Annotated in this window: 14 protein-coding genes and 1 pseudogene; 10 read left to right on the top strand and 5 right to left on the bottom strand. The window is 45.0% G+C overall.

Annotated elements, in window-relative coordinates; translation table 11 throughout:
• Window positions 1-187: 187 nt before the first annotated feature.
• The 10 genes and pseudogenes from D5I41_RS02065 to D5I41_RS21365 all read left to right on the top strand — a co-directional run.
• A complete protein-coding gene (locus D5I41_RS02065) occupies window positions 188-1,810 on the top strand; it encodes an ABC transporter transmembrane domain-containing protein (RefSeq protein WP_119008269.1) in 1,623 nt (540 codons plus the stop codon).
• Window positions 1,807-3,852, top strand: a complete 2,046-nt coding sequence (locus D5I41_RS02060) for an ABC transporter transmembrane domain-containing protein (protein ID WP_119008268.1) — start codon at window positions 1,807-1,809, stop codon at window positions 3,850-3,852. The genes D5I41_RS02065 and D5I41_RS02060 overlap by 4 nt, the downstream gene beginning before the upstream one ends.
• Window positions 3,849-5,141, top strand: a complete 1,293-nt coding sequence (locus D5I41_RS02055) for an HlyD family type I secretion periplasmic adaptor subunit (RefSeq protein ID WP_119008267.1) — start codon at window positions 3,849-3,851, stop codon at window positions 5,139-5,141. Before D5I41_RS02060 ends, D5I41_RS02055 begins: the two co-directional genes overlap by 4 nt.
• Window positions 5,142-5,305: 164 nt before the next feature.
• A complete protein-coding gene (gene gmtY, locus D5I41_RS02050; protein WP_119008266.1) occupies window positions 5,306-6,763 on the top strand; it encodes a gamma-mobile-trio recombinase GmtY in 1,458 nt (485 codons plus the stop codon).
• On the top strand, window positions 6,763-9,432 hold the full coding sequence (gmtZ, locus tag D5I41_RS02045; RefSeq protein ID WP_119008265.1) for a gamma-mobile-trio integrase GmtZ: 2,670 nt from the start codon (window positions 6,763-6,765) through the stop codon (window positions 9,430-9,432). The genes gmtY and gmtZ overlap by 1 nt, the downstream gene beginning before the upstream one ends.
• Window positions 9,432-10,109, top strand: coding sequence for a gamma-mobile-trio protein GmtX (gmtX, locus tag D5I41_RS02040; RefSeq protein ID WP_119008264.1), 678 nt, complete (start codon window positions 9,432-9,434; stop codon window positions 10,107-10,109). Before gmtZ ends, gmtX begins: the two co-directional genes overlap by 1 nt.
• Window positions 10,109-10,546, top strand: coding sequence for a VPA1267 family protein (locus D5I41_RS02035; protein ID WP_119008263.1), 438 nt, complete (start codon window positions 10,109-10,111; stop codon window positions 10,544-10,546). The genes gmtX and D5I41_RS02035 overlap by 1 nt, the downstream gene beginning before the upstream one ends.
• Window positions 10,543-12,708 carry an AAA family ATPase gene (locus D5I41_RS02030; protein ID WP_119008262.1) on the top strand — a complete coding sequence of 722 codons (2,166 nt, stop codon included), beginning with the start codon at window positions 10,543-10,545 and terminating at the stop codon, window positions 12,706-12,708. The genes D5I41_RS02035 and D5I41_RS02030 overlap by 4 nt, the downstream gene beginning before the upstream one ends.
• A 379-nt stretch (window positions 12,709-13,087) precedes the next feature.
• Complete coding sequence (locus tag D5I41_RS02025) at window positions 13,088-13,477, top strand: hypothetical protein (protein WP_119008261.1); 390 nt, start codon at window positions 13,088-13,090, stop codon at window positions 13,475-13,477.
• A gap of 230 nt (window positions 13,478-13,707) precedes the next feature.
• Window positions 13,708-14,442 (top strand): annotated as a pseudogene (locus D5I41_RS21365) (IS3 family transposase); the annotation flags it as partial.
• Here D5I41_RS21365 and D5I41_RS02010 read toward each other — a convergent pair.
• The 5 genes from D5I41_RS02010 to D5I41_RS21330 form a co-directional block, all read right to left on the bottom strand.
• Window positions 14,442-14,798: a hypothetical protein gene (locus tag D5I41_RS02010; protein WP_119008258.1), complete on the bottom strand. Its 357-nt coding sequence runs from the start codon at window positions 14,796-14,798 to the stop codon at window positions 14,442-14,444. The pseudogene D5I41_RS21365 and the gene D5I41_RS02010 sit on opposite strands and share 1 nt — an antisense overlap.
• Entirely contained in the window at window positions 14,785-14,991 is a 207-nt protein-coding gene (locus D5I41_RS02005; protein WP_119008257.1) for a hypothetical protein, read from the bottom strand. Before D5I41_RS02005 ends, D5I41_RS02010 begins: the two co-directional genes overlap by 14 nt.
• The gene (locus D5I41_RS02000) at window positions 14,988-15,239 is read right to left on the bottom strand and encodes a hypothetical protein (RefSeq protein WP_119008256.1); all 252 of its coding nucleotides are present in this window, start codon (window positions 15,237-15,239) and stop codon (window positions 14,988-14,990) included. Before D5I41_RS02000 ends, D5I41_RS02005 begins: the two co-directional genes overlap by 4 nt.
• A 141-nt stretch (window positions 15,240-15,380) precedes the next feature.
• Window positions 15,381-15,749, bottom strand: a complete 369-nt coding sequence (locus tag D5I41_RS01995; protein ID WP_119008255.1) for a hypothetical protein — start codon at window positions 15,747-15,749, stop codon at window positions 15,381-15,383.
• Window positions 15,750-15,987: 238 nt separating this feature from the next.
• Entirely contained in the window at window positions 15,988-16,158 is a 171-nt protein-coding gene (locus tag D5I41_RS21330) for a hypothetical protein (RefSeq protein WP_208639134.1), read from the bottom strand.
• Window positions 16,159-16,328 lie beyond the last annotated feature (170 nt).

The raw sequence follows: 16,328 nt of genomic DNA, 5'->3' as shown, positions 1-16,328 counted from the left end.
TTTGGGTATCCCATGGCCGATCATCACCATTAATAGTGCATTAGACAGAAAATGATAATTAGGGTTATTTAGTGCGTGAAATACGCGTCAAAGAGACTAGACTAAACTTGTTATCTTTTTAATGTAACTATTGATTAATTATACAATTTTTAATGAAACACCGCTTACAGGGAGTGTAAGAACTTAAATGGATTCCTTTTTCGATACCAGCGCAAGAAAAAGACAAACAATTAAAGAAGTATTGGCGCCATCACTACTTATTAATATTTTGTCTTTAGCCATTCCATTGGTTGTCTTGCAGATCTACGACAGAATTCTACCTAACGAAGCTTATGGTACTGCCACGCTACTTTTAGCAGGAGCGAGCGTTGCGATAGTGCTAGACGCCTTTCTACGCTTTGTCCGTACTTGGCTGTTAGGTGCTGCGGCCACGAATACAGAGCGCAGTTCTTATGAAATATTGGTTCATAAGCTAGATAGCATTTCCTTTAAGCAAGTTAGGGCCCTACATCCAGGTACTTTACAAGAGGGCTTTAAAGGAATTAGTCAAATTAAAGACTTTTACTCGGGTGGATTTGTCAGTGGCTTGATAGATGTACCGTTCGTGTTGATCTTTTTAGGTTTGGTCTACTACGTTGGTGGAAACCTAGTGATCATCCCTATCATCGTATGGGCCATCACAGCAACTCTAGTGTGGGTTTTTTCCCATCGCTCTAATACCCATGCGCAAAATGCGGCCAATACTGAACTGGACCGCAGTGACTTAGTGGTCTCTATTTTCTCAAAGATCGAGACCATTAAGGCACAAGCAAACGAAGCTAAAATCTTTCACTTCTTTCGAAAACTCAACCAAAAACGTTGGCTTGCCAGTTCTGAAGCAGAGCGGCAGACGAGCATAGCACAAGAAGCTATCCAAGTAGCCGCACTGGGTACATCGGTCGCGATTGTTTTGGTGGGCAGTTTAGATGTATTAGCGGGTACGCTAACCACGGGAGGGCTAGCAGCGTGTTCTATATTATCTGGTCGTGCAGTCGCACCCATGAGCGCACTCATGGGACTTCGTTTAAAGTACAGTACCTTTAAAGCGTCGAATGAAGCTGTTTCTAAATTGCTCAACGCTATTGATCATACAGAGTCTCTATCTAATCGCACTTACTTAGAACCACTGCAGAAGTTACAACTCGATGAAGTGAAGATTTCGTTACTCAGCACGCCTTATGAATATTCTTTTGATGTAATGCCTGGTGATGTAGTGGTGCTCGAATCAGACACTCTTGTGAATAGTTATCTGTTGGCGGCAGTAGCGGGGGTCGAGAACGTCGATTCCGGATTGATTGCTTGGAATGAAGTCGTGCTCAGTGAAGAGGCTCATAATCATCTATCACAAATTAGTGCGGTGGTCAGACAGCCGCAGATTGTTTCTGGTTCTTTGCTAGACAATTTAAGTGGCTTTGATTCTAACAATAACGAAGCGGCGCAAACCATAGCAAAAGCGATAGGGTTGCAAAGAATTATTGCTGATTTACCAAATGGTGTTGAGACTAAGGTCGGTATGCAGATAGGTAATAACCTAAGCGATGGCAGTATTAAGCTTGTTGCTATCACAGCGCAACTTGCCAAACCTACATCGCTGGTGTTGTTAGATTGTCCAGAGCAAGACCTAGACCTAGAGTCTATTTCTCAATTGATCAAAGTAATTCAGTATTACTCAAAAAATGGCAGAAGCTTCATCATTAATAGTCGAAACCCTGAAATATTGGAGCTTGCTACTAAGCGTGTTTCTCCAAGTAAAGTGGAGAATAACCAATGATTTATACTTTATCACAGAGCGTATTAGGCTTACTTCAATCGATCGATGCTGACACTAATCACCAGCATTTCTGTAAACAATGGCAACAGCAAAATGACGTAGAATCGCTAGATGATTTACTCACTTTATTAGAGCGTCTTGCTATTCCGTTTCAGGTATTGGGAAGCAACAAAGGGATCGGAAAGCAAGAGCATATAGCGGTGCTTCAGATCCAAAAAGAACAAGCGACCATCGGCCGTTATTCTTTAAGCGGGTATCAAGAGTTTGAAGGTCAAGAGTTTGTTGAAGCAACAAGACCTAAGGCAGCAATTGACTCATTGTTTGTTGTGATCACGGGATACCCTGAAGAAAAGCATTCACCGGACTGGATGGGGAATCAACTAAATCAATATCGTCCGCTTATTCCAAAGTTGTTAACTATTAGCTTTCTAGCCAATTTATTCGCCTTGATGATTCCATTTGTCACTATGTCAGTTTATGACCATGTGATAGCCGGTGATGCTGGGCATGAAGTACTTGGCATAGGCATAGGGGCTGCATTGCTGTTTGGTATGATTCTGTCTTTGAAGGTGCTTCGTAGCCAGCTTCTTTCGACAATTTCGAATCGCATTAGCAGGGAAATATCCGAGGCAATTATCAACAAAGTTCTTGCCACGCCGCTTGCTCAAAACCGTTTAACAAATGGTTCTAGTTTGATGGCAAGACTGACCAACGCAGAAAGTTTAAAAGGGGTCGCACAAGGACCTTTGGGTGGTGCGCTTTTTGATGCTCCGTTTGTTTTATTGTTTATTGTGGCAATTGGATTCTTGGGTGGTTGGATTGTTGTTGTTCCCATTATCGCTTTGCTCGTGTATTTCTTACTGGCATTACGCAGCCAAAAACGTATTGCACAAAAATCGAACAGACAAACTATTGCAGGCACTTCAAGAAATAGCCTGCTTATGGAGATCAATACTAAGCTGACATTTTTGAGAAGCACAGGATATTTAGGGCATTGGTTGAAGCGTTTCAAGAAGGCCAATTATCTAGCATCCAAAAATAGCTTTGAGCATGTGGCTCACCAAGCTAAGTACACTTCTATTTACTATGCGGTAGGTTTGCTCAGTACCTTAGCGGTTATCGCTTTGGGAATTGACTTGATTTTCAATGAGGTCATGACAGCTGGTGGTCTCATTGCCAGTATGATGCTTATCTCTCGAGTAACCGGGCCGGCTCAAATGCTGGCTAATAGCTCCGGACGCTTTAAACAAGTGACTGGTGCAAAGCAGCAAGTGAACTTTGCGCTTTCACAAATGGTAGAAGGCGACTTTATCTACCAGCATCAACCGCTTGCGGATAAACCGCCAACAATCGAGTTAGATCAAGTTACTCTGCGTTACCCAAGCCAGCAAAAACCAGCATTATCAGGGATAAGCTTTTCTATAGAGCCTGGCCAACTTATCGTAGTTACTGGCCCTATGGCGTCAGGGAAAACCTCTTTATTAGAAGTGATTTCTGCACTGGTTCCCACTCAAAATGGTTCAGTAAAAGTGAATGGCAGCAATCTTTCTCAGTATGACCCGCTGTTGTACCGTCAGTGGCTTGGTTATATGCCTGCGAGAAGAGTGCTCCCTGTACTTTCGATAAAAGAATTTATAGCAGACAGTCGAGCTTGTACTGATGAAGAGGTAGTGGCAAGTATTGTGGCTGCCGGTGGTGAAGAGTGGTTATTATCTTTATCTGAAGGTATCAATACTCAGCTAATGACCTTGGTCAATAATGATGTGGTTGGTGTGGTGACTGAAATTCTTATTGATGCAAAATTTAGACTGCATGACTTTCCTATGTACCTGCTGGATAATCCGGCTGTCGAAATGAAAGAGTGGATTCTATCAAAACGAGGCGCGGCAACCGTGGTACTGACGACGCATGACAAAGACATGATTGGTATGGCTGATCAGGTGGTCATTCTTGATGGAGGCAACTTAGTCTACGCAGGACCAGTGCCCGAAGCGCAAGAAGAAGGGGCGCAACCGCCGACGACAATGGGGGTGTCTTCATGAATGAGAACCACGTAGAGTTAATTGAATCTGGAGCGATTAAGCGTCTTCTTGGTTACAGCACATTATTAATCGCTATTTGTGTGGCTGCGTTTGCAACTTGGTCGGTACTTACCAAGGTAGATGAAATTGCCAAAGCCAAAGGTGCGGTAATTCCAGAAGGTGAGCGTCAAGTTATACAAAGTGAGTTAGGCGGCAAACTTAAAACCGTTTTCGTCAAAAGAGGCGACTTAGTTGAAGTTGGAGACTCTATTGTCGAATTTGATGATACGTTTCAAGCGTCTGCTCTCGATGAGTTGAAGGCGCAACAAGCATCATTAAAACTCACTATTGAGCGATTAACAGCGTTAATAGAAGAGCGAGATCCAAACTACTCAGAGTACGAAGAATCATACCCTGCAGTGGTAGCAGAGCAACGTGCACAACTTGCTGCGGCCAAGCAACTGTATTTTCAAAAACGAATCGTGCTAGAGAAAGAAAGTGAACAGATTGCAGGACAGCTAAAGAGTATTGACCGTGAACTGCCTGCTGCGATTCGTCAGCTACGAGCATCTCAAAACGAACTGGCCATTTTGGAAAAAGGCTTAAAATCGGGAAGCATCTCCAAGATCCGTGTATTGGAAATGAGACAAACCATTGCCTCTATAGAAGCTGAAGTCGAGCAGGATAAGGGTAAGAAAGCCGTTCTCATAAACCAAGCGGAATCAACCGTCTTGAAGATTGACCAATTACTCGCTGAAGCTAAGTTAGAGGCCAGTAAAGAGCGCTCTAAAGCGGTTGATGAATTATCTGCTTTACGTGCGAGACTACGTTCTGGCGAAGCCAAGGTAAGTAATACGTTAGTGACTTCGCCGGTAAAAGGGTTGATACAAAGCCTGCCAACCACTAAGAAAGGGGGCGTTATTCAACCTGCAGGTACTATCGTTGAGATTGTCCCTGTGGAGGGTAAAGCGCGCTTTAAAGCCAAACTCTCTCCAAGAGATATTGGTTTTGTTTCCGTTGGCCAGTCAGCTCGTGTGAAGGTAGATGCGTTTGATTACTCTCGATTTGGCGCACTTAAGGGAACCGTTATTAATATTTCTCCAACCACTAGTCAAACTGAGCGTGGTGAGATTTACTATGACGTAACCGTTGATGTAGAAAAAGCGTATTTCCGAGACAATCCAGAGCAATTTACCATCTTGCCGGGCATGACAGGAGAGGTAGATATCACCACAGGTGAGAAGACCGTCTTCCAATATCTATGGAAGCCGATCTATACCAATGTAAGTCGGGCGTTTGGGGAAAGGTAGATTTCATTTAGTTAGAGTAAATAAAAACAGCGCCATATGTTATATATAGTAACTTAAAGGGTGTATATTGTGTATTAAGGCAGAGAAATCTGCCTTTTTATTGACCGAATAAATAACTAGGACTACAGTGTATTATATGTTCAGTGTGTACACGGAAGGTTAGTTTGTCATCAGTAAAAGTTAGAGCAACGATTGTAGAGGACAATACGGGCATCAAAAGCCAACTGCCTATCTTGCTAACTGAGCAAGGAGAGTTAGGTACGGTCACGGATTACCTACTCAAGCTAGAGGCGGACGGGGTGAGTAACTCCGTCATGAATGGATTTCTTCAAGCGGTGTCTTTGTTGCTGGATTATATGGAAGCAAATAGAGGGTTGTTTGACGATCCGAAGTTGCTCTTCCAGACTTTTTCTAAACGGTTGTACACAGGAACGATTGGTGAAGATGGACTTGACCCATCAGGTTTGTATTGGGTGCCAAGTTCAACCAGTAACGTGAATAAGCACATTCACCGACTGACGGCATTCACCGATTGGTTGGCAGACAAGCAAGGCACTGCACCGATGAATCCCTTGCGTGATGCCACACCTCATGAGCAGCGATTGAATTACGCTGCATGGTATAGAAAAAACCAAAATGATTTCCTCGGTCATATCGAAGATAAAACCGTCAATAAAACCATCCGTAAGGCGCGAACCATTAAGGGGCGCACACCACTCACTAAAACCGAAGATGACGCTATCGCCTTTCCTGAAAAGCATTGGGAAGACTTTTATATAAATGGCATCGGTGGCGCGAGCGACCCGCGAGTGGCACTCAGGGATAAGTTAATACTCCTGCTCATGCACGGTGGCGGACTACGCGAAAGCGAGGCTTTAACCCTTTGGGTCACAGATGTGTTTGAAGATCCCTATAACCCAGATAGTGCAATCGTTCGAATTTACAATGAAGTCGATGGCAAAGCGCCAAATGACCCTGAAGTTCGTTCTAAAAATCAAAATAGAGAGACGTACTTAAAAGAAAAGTATGCGCGTATCCCTCGCCAGCGCATGAAAGGCACCGCTCATCTTGGTTGGAAAAACCGTGTGGTTGACCATAAAGATAACTACATACAGGTTCAGTGGTTCCCAACCGACTACGGCAAAGTGTTTATGTCACTTTGGAAAAACTATCAAAAGTACCGCGCCAGCATTGAGTGTCATCACCCTTACGCGTTTATTTCGTTTCATCACAGCGCATTAGGCAATCCTTACACCATCAACGCTTTTCATGATAACTACGCCAACGGCTTGAAGCGCATAGGTTTAGAGCCGACTAAGGCAGAAGGCTTAGATCCACATGGACATAGACATAATTACGGCAGACGCCTCAAGCGAGCAAAGGTTGACCCATTAATTCGAAAGAAGTGTCTTCACCACAAAAGATTGGATTCACAAATTCCTTACACTGGTTCCAGTCAGCAAGAAGTTTCCGACGAACTCACTCAAGCCACACTGCAACTGGCAAACCCTGAATCCAAAGTCAAAGCGCTCGACTGGAAAGCACTGGTTGAACACGGCTTTGACGACATCGACCCGCAGGGGTACTTCACTGGCAAACATCCAAAATTGAGAGGTAAGTAATGGCGAAAACAACCAAAAAACAGGACGGACGCTCATCGGATTTAGCCTTCTCTTGGATGCTCACCACGCTTGGTGCGGAGTGGCAACAATGGCAGGAATTGGCTGCAGAGTGGATGGCGACGCAAACGATAGGTGTAGGCAATAAACGTGATGCTTTAAGTCGCTTCTTTGAATGCTACCTTTCTGAATGTGCGCCATATGCAATTAGTAATATTGAACTGTTCTTTACGGGTTACAACGGTCATCGATGTTCTAGTGAAGAATTGAAGGCCGTGGTAAAGAAAACACAGAATGGATCTACTTTTATCCAAAAAGGCGTGAACTATCCTTGTGACTTCATCAATTTTGTTATTGCAAAAGTGTTATCCGAGAAAGATGACAATGGCAGCCTTGTGCCACTGGTTCAAAACCCGCTCAGTAAAATTAAAGTACAAAGTAATACTACGGAAACCGTGCGCAACCCCTTACCGTATCGCTACATTCAGGACTTACGCCAAATCCTCTGTCCGTTGCCTGATAAAACTGAACTCACCGTCATTGAGCAAAATCTCAAGGACGATGAATCCTTGCTGCCTGCCTATCAGTACCGCCATTTCAAGCACTGGAAATGGGCGCAGCAGCAATCAGGTCAAGGGGTAAGAGGTGGTGATGGTGATTGGTTTGAAGTGGAGCCTGAGTTGATTGATAAGTCCGACCCTGATTGCGTGTGGCGCACTAAAGAAGTGACTCGCAAAGGTAATAAAATCACCCTTCACCAACTCTGGTCGCCTGTCAAAGCGATGGTGATTTTCATGAAACTCCACCTACCGCTGCGTACCTATCAGGTGCGTATGCTCGACAGTGGAGAAGCGGATACTTGGCGCTATGAGCAAGGGCAATGGGTGGTGAACACCCTACATGATTTTGCACTTGGTAGCGAAAAACGCCCGTTCGGGAAAGGCATCTTCCGCCGCATTCACGACACCATGACAGGGCTGTATTCAACAGGTCTATATATCAACACCAACAAGACCGCCGACCAAAACAAAGGCGAGTTGGAGCGTGGCTACATCATCCCTTGGCAGAACGAAGAAGTGCTGTACTGGCTAGAAAAACTGCGCAACTGGCAAGAAAAGTATAATCCGATAGCAAAGCCCACCGACTGTACCACACTGCTACGCAAGCACACTCAGGGGAAGAAATCGGACAGACAGCTAGAAAGCATGGGTGAAATTGCGTTTCTGTTTCGTGATGCGTCAGCAAAGGGTGAAGATAAGCATAAGCCAATTCAATTAGGCGCTGGACTCAAAGGATTCTGGTATAAACTTTTACTAAAGCTGGAAAATCAGCTCTTGGAGCTAGGCGATACTCTTGATAACGGCGAGCGTTTGAAACTGGTTGTGGATTACCGAGAGGGTACACCAGTAAATTCTAAACAAGCCACACTCTTTCCCTTACACAGTTTGCGTGTCTCACTCATCACGGCGTATACGATGGATACCCAACTGCCACTGCCTGTGATTTCTAAGCTATTGGCGGGGCATACGCGCCTGTTGATGACCATCTACTACAACAAAATTACCCCGTCTGTGATGGCAGAGAAGATGGATGAAGCACATGGTGAATTGGATGCCAAATCCAAACAATCGGTGCGCAACTTCCTTAAAGATGCCTCGATGGAGCAAATCCAATGCAAGATGGTGTATCACAACGATGACAGCATTCAGGTGGCATTGGTTAACCGTAACCCGATAGGCTGGGAAGAACGTTCGTGTGGTCTGTGTTTGGTCGGGGGCAACACCGTCAAATCAGATGAAGTCAGCACGCTTGGGGGTTGTTGGAATGGTGGTGAGCTGCTCAAGGATGCAGAAGCCGCATTTAACCGCGTTTATGGCAGCGTGCCTCATGGCGCTGAAAACTGCATTCGTTGCCGCTGGTTTATTACCGAAGCTCGTTATCTTCCTGCGCTCAATGCCCACTTCAATCAACTGAGCTACAAAGCACATCAAGCAGCAAACCTATCGGTGGAAATTGAGGGTGAACTGGAAGCCCTCAAAGATGAACAGTTCTTTTGTGAAGAGCAAGGAAAGCCGTTCATCAAACATGATGAACTGCAAGCCCTACAGCGCCGCTATGAAAAACAGCAAGTCGAAGCCGATGAATACGCCAAAGACTGGATAGCGTGTTTTGAGCTGATTCAGAAAATCATTCGTGTCGAAGAAGCCAGAAATGAGGATGACACCAAAGATAAACTGATTGCGGTTGGCTCTGAGCACGATGTCAGCCATGCCTTGAAGTTTATCGAAACCGATTCAGAACTGCTGCACTTATCGCTGCTTTGTGATGACGCTGAATTCTACCCTGATTTGCAGGATGAGCTGCGTAAAACCCCTGCCATAGAAAAGCGTTCTCGCAAGCTTAGCCGTGTGCTGATGAAAAAAGGCTTTGAGCCGATTTTCATGGAAATGGACGACAAACAACAACTTATCGCGGCTAATGCGATGCTGCGCCAAATGGCAAAAATAGCCGACCCTGACGACAAGCTCGAAGGCTACCGCAAGGTGGCGAGCTACATCGAAGCGGGTGAATACCTGACCGATAACAAGCTGCTCTCTCAGGGTGTTAATGCTCTGACTGATAAAGTCATTAATCTAGATGGCATCGCACTACCGAACTTATTGGAGGAGTAATGGAACTCGATATTGATGTCATTCTGGCTGACTTAAAAGAGGGCAAAGTGCCTCGCACCCAGCAAAGCCTCGATAAGCTCAACGACACGCTGAAAGCCTATGCAGAATCAGGTCAGCGCGACTTCTCCATTACCCAAATTGGTCGAGTGTCTGCTGAAAATGGCGGATTGGCGTATGAGGCTTTGCGTGCTACCCGTAACAAGCACTACCGAACGCTCATCGAAGCATGGGCGGCAAAGTACAATACCAGCATCAAAAAACCGTTATCCAACACGTCACGGTCTAAATCCATCCCTGCGGATAATAAACTGCTAGAGCGTATCCCTGACCCTGCGGTACGCGCCTTGTTTGGTCAAATCATTGCCGAACGTAACCGCTACCGCAAAGAGGTCAACTTACTCAAGCAACACGCCAACATTACCATCGACAAACGCCCTGTGCGCCAGTTTGACACCACCGCAGAACCAAGCGTGGAAGTGCTGCCATCCCTATCAGGCGTACTCACCGAATCAGAGAAAAAAGCCTTAGCGTATGCCATTTCTGATGAATGTATGGAAAAGAACGACTGGCAAACTACTCAGGCGGGTCAGATAAAAGACATGGAATACAACAGCGAAGTTTTCCCTAGAGGCTTTGTCACAGGGCTTCGCAAGCTATTGGGTGAGGTAGATGACTAATGGCAAGTGGGCAGCAGAAAGCGCAACAAAACCTTGAGGCATTTGAGGTCTGGACAGCCACACAGACGGACGATGAGTTTAAACAAATCGTGTTCAGAGGTCAGCTTAATCGCATTGAAGTGGCAAAGGGTATCGGCTGCGGTAAATCGGCGTTAAACCAAAATCCTGCCCTTAAGAAAGCACTCAAAGCCTTAGAAGATGAGTTGCGCGGTAAAGGTGTCCTGCCACCGTTGACCGATGCTGCCAAGAAGAATGAGGGCAAACCTCAAGCCTACGACAACACAGCAAATCGAAAGCTGCTCGATTCCAAGCGGGTGTCGTCATTAGAAGCTGAGAACATTGAATTGAAAGCTAAGGTCAGGGAGCTTGAAAAGCGACTTGAGCGCTTTGGTGAGCTATCTGAAACCTTATCCGAAATGGGGTTGATGCCACGATGAATGCCGCTTTGCATGAAGACCAAATACGTGTCACCAGTATCCCTTATCGCTCGACCAAGATGGTGATATTCAGCGGTGTACCGCTGGCGAAAGACTCTTACAAAACCAATAGTGGAAAGTATTACGTCACCATCAAAGCCGACCCCGATAGCATCCCTGTGCTTCCAACGCTGGGTCAGCATTGGTCAGTCAAAGGCGCTCGCCAGATAGAAAATATGGAGATGGGTGATTATGTAATGCAGCAGCACACTTATGAATCACCCAAGCATATTGAATGCACTTTACCCGAAACAGGTGAGCAACTGATACGCTTTATCGCCAGAGAACGTGACTTCAAGGGTATTGGCGAAAGCAAAGCTAGGGCGCTCTGGCAGCTCTTGAGTAAAGACTTCCATGCCACACTGAGAAATGACACCCCAGAGACCAGAAAGCGTCTGACATCGATTCTGAGTGAGGATTCGGTGGAAGCGCTCTTTAAGGGCTACGCCAAATATAAAAATCTGGCACATTGCAACTGGATGAGCGAGCACAACATCCCCTCCAGTGTGCAGCAACGGCTGCTCAAGCATCACGGTGAAGCCTCCATAGAGGTAATTAAGGATAATCCTTATGCTTTGATGGGCTTTGGTCTTTCGTTCAGTGCCATTGAAGATATTATCAAGGTAACGGGTTTTAAGAGCGATGTTGCGAAGGATGACCCAAGAAGGCTCAGCGCTGCTCTGGAAATGGCGATTCGCAAGGAGATTGAAAAAGGTCACACCTATACCACTCATGCCAATGTGCGCCCTTACCTCAACAAACTATTGAAAGATAAAACACTGGTCACTCAGGCGTTCCAATCAGGTCATGATAAAGCTCAGTATATTTTAAATCCCGACACAGGAGCCTACCATCCAACTGCGCAACTTCTGATGGAAAGTGTCGTTGCCAAACGGCTAAATACACTGATTAAGCGAAATGACTTGTTTGATGAAAACGCCAATGCTGCGTATTGCTCTGCGGTTGCGGAGCTTCCCTACGAATTAACTCCTAAGCAAATCGAAGCCGTAACAACGTGTCTGGATAATTCGGTAAGCTGTATTACGGGCGGTGCAGGAACAGGCAAGACAACGGTACTCAGAACGGCTCTCAGGGCATATCATCAACTTGGATTTGAAATACACGCCGTTGCGCTCAGCGGTCGTGCTGCAATGAGACTTCATGAGTCCATCGGTTTTGTTACCTCAACCATTGCCAAATTGCTGCGTGAAGACCCCGTAGAACCCAGTGTCGATAAGCCCAATCACCTACTGGTGATTGATGAAGCGAGCATGATTGACTTGCCAACCATGTATCGTCTTGTGAATCACATTCACCCCTCTGTACGATTGATATTCACTGGCGACCCCGACCAACTTCCACCCATCGGTTGTGGCAAAGTGTTGGCAGACATCGTTGAAGCAAAAACGGTGGCTAATACGAAGTTAGATATCGTCAAGAGACAGGAAGGTGCAACGGGTATCCCCGAATACTCAAAGCTCATCAATCAAGGTGTGATGCCTGATCGATTAAGCACGGGAGCAATACACTTTCACGAAACCAGTAAAACAGACATTGCCAAAGTCTGTTGTGAGCTTTACCAACAGTGTCCTGAAAACAGTCGCGTCATGGCTCCAACCAAGGCACTCGTATCAGAAATCAATAAACTCACCCAACAAGCCGTTAACCCAGATAGCACTAGCCTTGAGTTCGAAATCAATGGTGATAAGTTCTTTTTGCCGCTTCGCATGAATGATGCGGTGTTATTTACGCAGAATCACTACGACAAAGGCATTCAGAACGGCTCACTTGGTATGCTAACCAACGCCAAACCTTCTGCTGATAATTACGGTGAAGTGACACTAGATACAGGTGAAAAGGTCGAGATAACACAATCCGTTCTCGACTGCATGGAGTTGGGTTACGCAATCACCCTACATAAAGCTCAAGGGTCACAGTTTCCACGCATAATCATCGCTCTGCAAAACGGTAGAATAGTAGATAGAGCATGGCTCTATACGGCAATCACGAGAGCTGAAAGTGAAATCCATATCGTTGGTAGTAGTGATGATATGAAGCAGATCACCGAAGCACCTAGCCACTCTCATAAGCGGAACAGTTACCTGAAAGAACTTCTGGGGTAGCAATTTCAAACTCGTTTATGCCCCATTTCGAGTTCCAACTCATAAGTCATGTTGAGGTATTGAAACTAGTTTGCTTTATTTTTCTTTATGAAATGGCTACCTAAAATAACTATTTCATTCCATAGCCAGTCCGAAAATAACAGTGAGGAACGCTTTTCACATTCGCAGTTACTCAATCATGCAAAGTCTAGCCATCGTGCCCCTCTTAATCTTCATCGACAAGGAAGTACCAATACTCATTCTCGTTAGGTGTGGATTGATACTAGCGTGGATCGCAATGATGAAACTCGAAGCATGGTAGATTTGATTGCTTAAAACCAAGAAAAGTCACTAATCCTTTGAAGGATGTTACCCCAATCGACTTAGGAACTACCTAAATATGAAAACCAAATTTATTCTATTCGGATCGCTTTGCGCTCTACCTTTTTCAACTTCCGCTTCTTTACAATACGTGCCGCCCGAAGACACATTCCATGGAAAAACGTATCAGGAACTCGGCGTTTGTCACGCTGCATTGTTGTATGAAGGTAAAGCAAAAATAGCTTCCGAACTTGAGGTGTTAGTTCTTAACAACATAGATAGTGTTACCACTGTTTCGGGTGAGCAAAATGCTCAAAAAGCAATCACTCTTGTACTTGCATGGACTGGAGAGAATGGATATGTCAAGGGGTATTTACATGGTGTAGAGCAACAAGGAAAAGGAAGAGAAAGAGCTTTAGAGCTTGCTTCTATGTTCCAAAGGCAAGGTTGTTGGGACGGTTGGTACTAGCGATTCCAAATTGACCCCCAAAAAATTATTACAAAGGGTTCGGCGCACTAACATTCTCGTGTTGTGTGAATTAAATTAGTGCCTTCAGAGGACTGGTTGATTTAAACGCATTCCGCACCTAACTAATGATCTAATGTTCTGGTCTAATGGAACTGACATTAAATTGAGAGACAATATATGTCAGATCAATGAGGTGATACATGACTTAGAAAAGAGCTTACAAGCGCTAGCCTAAAGAATTTAAAGAAGAAGCTGTAGCATTGGTGCGAGAGCAAGGCTATACCGTTCCTCAGGTTGCCGAAGCCGTCGGTGTAACGACAACGGTTCTATATGAGTGGAAGGCAAAAATCGAAGCCCAACTAGAGGGTATTGAGCTTTCTGATGATGAGCGTGATGAACTAAAACGGCTTCGCAAAGAAGTCAAGGAGTTGCGCATGGAGAAAGAAATTTAAAAAAAGGCGTCAGCCTTCTTCGCGAAAGAAATGAAATAAAGTTTAACTTCATCAAGGCTGAACCGGAAAGATACCCGATATTTCATTTGTGTAAAGTGATGAGAGTAAGTCGCTCAGCATATTACCATTGGCTTAATCGGCCCGCTGAAGTAATTACGGCTGAGACTCTGAATTTATATCGTCGCACCAAGGTGCTTTTCGAAAAAAGTAGACAGAGTCTTGGTAATCGGGGATATGGTGAAGAAGCTACGTGAGGAAGGCTTCGCTGTTGGGCGTTACCGCGTCCGCAACGTTATGAACAAATTAGGTTTGAGAGTGACTCAGCGAGTCGGCTACAAGGTGACAACCAAGCGCAAGCACAGTGACGCTGCCGCAGACAACTTGTTGAATCAGAACTTTAACCCAGCAGCCCCTGTTCAGTTTTGGGCTGGCGATGTCACCTATCTGAAAACCGGAGAAGGATGGATGTATTTGGCTATCGTCATGGATCTGTACTCTCGTCGTATAGTTGGTTAAAGGTGACAGCGACATACACGGCCTAGAAAGGCATTGCACCCACTGTCTGTATAGGAGCTTCTTACCTCCTGAGAGGGCCAAGCTTTACGGTTTTTCTTTGGCGGAGGTGGAGCATCAAACTGAGTCAGCTCATACTTGGCTCGGTCTCGTAGCTTCTCAGCCTTGTGGACCTTGTTAGCAATCTTTGCAAGCTCTCTTCTCCACTGCCTCAGTAGGCCATCTTCACCATAGATAGGGTCATAGTGAGCGTCTACATTTGGCTTGCGCTTAAGATGCTCTAAACGCTCACCAACAAGGAAGTCTAAGCTTTTCTGTCTCGCTTTGATCTGAGCTTCTAGTCTAACTCTTTGCATTGCACACCTCTTTGATTTGGCTAAGCTTGCGCTCAAGGCTGATTAACGTATGGTGCACCTCAAGCAAGGCTTTAGGGCATATCTTTACGAACTCAGAAGGCTTAGCGCCAAGCTCTCCATAAGTGATAGCATCTACTGCACGATTGACCGTAGTCCCATAACTGAGGTCCTTAGCTTTATATGGAGTAGTCATCGGCAATATCTTTGATAGATGGTGAATGCTACCTCACGATTGGTCCAATGCTCTTTGTTATTCAGCTTCATGACTGTGTACATAAGGGCGGAGCTTCGTGCATAACCCATCGCAAATCCTGCCTGAAACATATAGGATTCTTTGCTTATCTCATTGACGGGTAACTTATACTCGTGAATCTTAAGACCTGCCAACTCAGCGAATGCACTGCAGTGGATGTCTGCTGTCTCATCATATGCTAGTCTCATTAGCTTGAGCGCTAGAGATGAGGGTCACAGCTAGGACAGTCATTAGTGCATTAACTGCAATAGATTTAAGGTTCATTTAATTCTATCTCGGATTAAAGAGAGTCCACGAGTTAAGGACTTTGATGTTAGTTGTAAGGTTGGTTATGCTTTACAGCGATTGTATCGACCACTGACAGCCGTGAAGGTTAAGGCATTAATGATTAGGAATGGAGCCAGAGCCATAATGATTTGGTCCCCACTGATGTGAGGGATAATCACCACCATCCCAACGTTAGCAATCACCGCAACTAGGGTCAGCATCTTCCAGTTATTCCAAGTCTCCTCCTTGATGACATCTCCTTCATTGGTCAGCACTAGGTACAGAGAGCCAAGCATCCAGACAAAAGCTAGTCCAGTTGCGACCCAGTTCATTGCCGTATCAAGAGTATGAAAACTAAGTGCAGTGGTAAGGATATTAAGACCCAGAAGAGCCATAACGATGACTCGAATTACTTGATGAATGAAGTTCATATTTCTCTCGGTTATAAATATAATGGTTAAGTTGGACATTTACAGTTGCAGACATAGTTAGGTTTAACTAAGTACGCAGGAAGAATACCTAGGTAGGTCGGCCTTCCAAAGGAATTACCGAAATTCTATTAAGGTTGGTATTAGGTTATAATCGGGGGAGGTTAGTTGAGGAGATGTGGTTCTCTCCTATTTGATTAAGCTCCTTTCCACTCTCGGTATGGAGCTTTTTCTTTATGTGCTACACCTTAAGCTTAAGCTTCTTAAGAAGACCGTTCACTGTGGCCAGTAACTCATCGCAAGAGGCAAGGAACTGCTCGTCTGCAATACCTTTAGTTTTCAGTTTGGTAGAACTCCAAGAGTTACTAAATGCACTCTTCTTATTCTTCTGTGTGAAGTTCTCAGCGAACAATGGGCTTTGTTGCTTAATTCAGATAGAAGACATGCCCGGTCCATTGTTGCCTAATTCTTAAACGATGTACTGAGTTTCAGGCATACCTAGCCTTTTCAATCACCGCTCTTGGTGTGATTTAGATTTAATAGAAGTTATGCATGAAAACTGGGCAGATCGAATGTCAGCTT

The organism is Vibrio superstes (genome assembly GCF_003569005.1).
Taxonomy (GTDB): domain Bacteria; phylum Pseudomonadota; class Gammaproteobacteria; order Enterobacterales; family Vibrionaceae; genus Vibrio; species Vibrio superstes.
Note: the sequence above shows the minus strand (reverse complement) of the source record. Positions and strands in the feature narration are given on the sequence as shown.

Excerpts from the sequence above, each read along its gene's own strand:
- D5I41_RS02000 (WP_119008256.1), bottom strand. The coding sequence starts at position 15,239 with ATGAGACTAGCATATGATGAGACAGCAGACATCCACTGCAGTGCATTC.
- gmtZ (WP_119008265.1), top strand. The coding sequence starts at position 6,763 with ATGGCGAAAACAACCAAAAAACAGGACGGACGCTCATCGGATTTAGCC.
- D5I41_RS02065 (WP_119008269.1), top strand. The coding sequence starts at position 188 with ATGGATTCCTTTTTCGATACCAGCGCAAGAAAAAGACAAACAATTAAA.
- D5I41_RS02035 (WP_119008263.1), top strand. The coding sequence starts at position 10,109 with ATGGCAAGTGGGCAGCAGAAAGCGCAACAAAACCTTGAGGCATTTGAG.
- D5I41_RS02030 (WP_119008262.1), top strand. The coding sequence starts at position 10,543 with ATGAATGCCGCTTTGCATGAAGACCAAATACGTGTCACCAGTATCCCT.
- D5I41_RS02005 (WP_119008257.1), bottom strand. The coding sequence starts at position 14,991 with ATGACTACTCCATATAAAGCTAAGGACCTCAGTTATGGGACTACGGTC.
- gmtX (WP_119008264.1), top strand. The coding sequence starts at position 9,432 with ATGGAACTCGATATTGATGTCATTCTGGCTGACTTAAAAGAGGGCAAA.
- D5I41_RS02025 (WP_119008261.1), top strand. The coding sequence starts at position 13,088 with ATGAAAACCAAATTTATTCTATTCGGATCGCTTTGCGCTCTACCTTTT.
- D5I41_RS02055 (WP_119008267.1), top strand. The coding sequence starts at position 3,849 with ATGAATGAGAACCACGTAGAGTTAATTGAATCTGGAGCGATTAAGCGT.
- D5I41_RS02060 (WP_119008268.1), top strand. The coding sequence starts at position 1,807 with ATGATTTATACTTTATCACAGAGCGTATTAGGCTTACTTCAATCGATC.
- D5I41_RS01995 (WP_119008255.1), bottom strand. The coding sequence starts at position 15,749 with ATGAACTTCATTCATCAAGTAATTCGAGTCATCGTTATGGCTCTTCTG.
- D5I41_RS02010 (WP_119008258.1), bottom strand. The coding sequence starts at position 14,798 with ATGCAAAGAGTTAGACTAGAAGCTCAGATCAAAGCGAGACAGAAAAGC.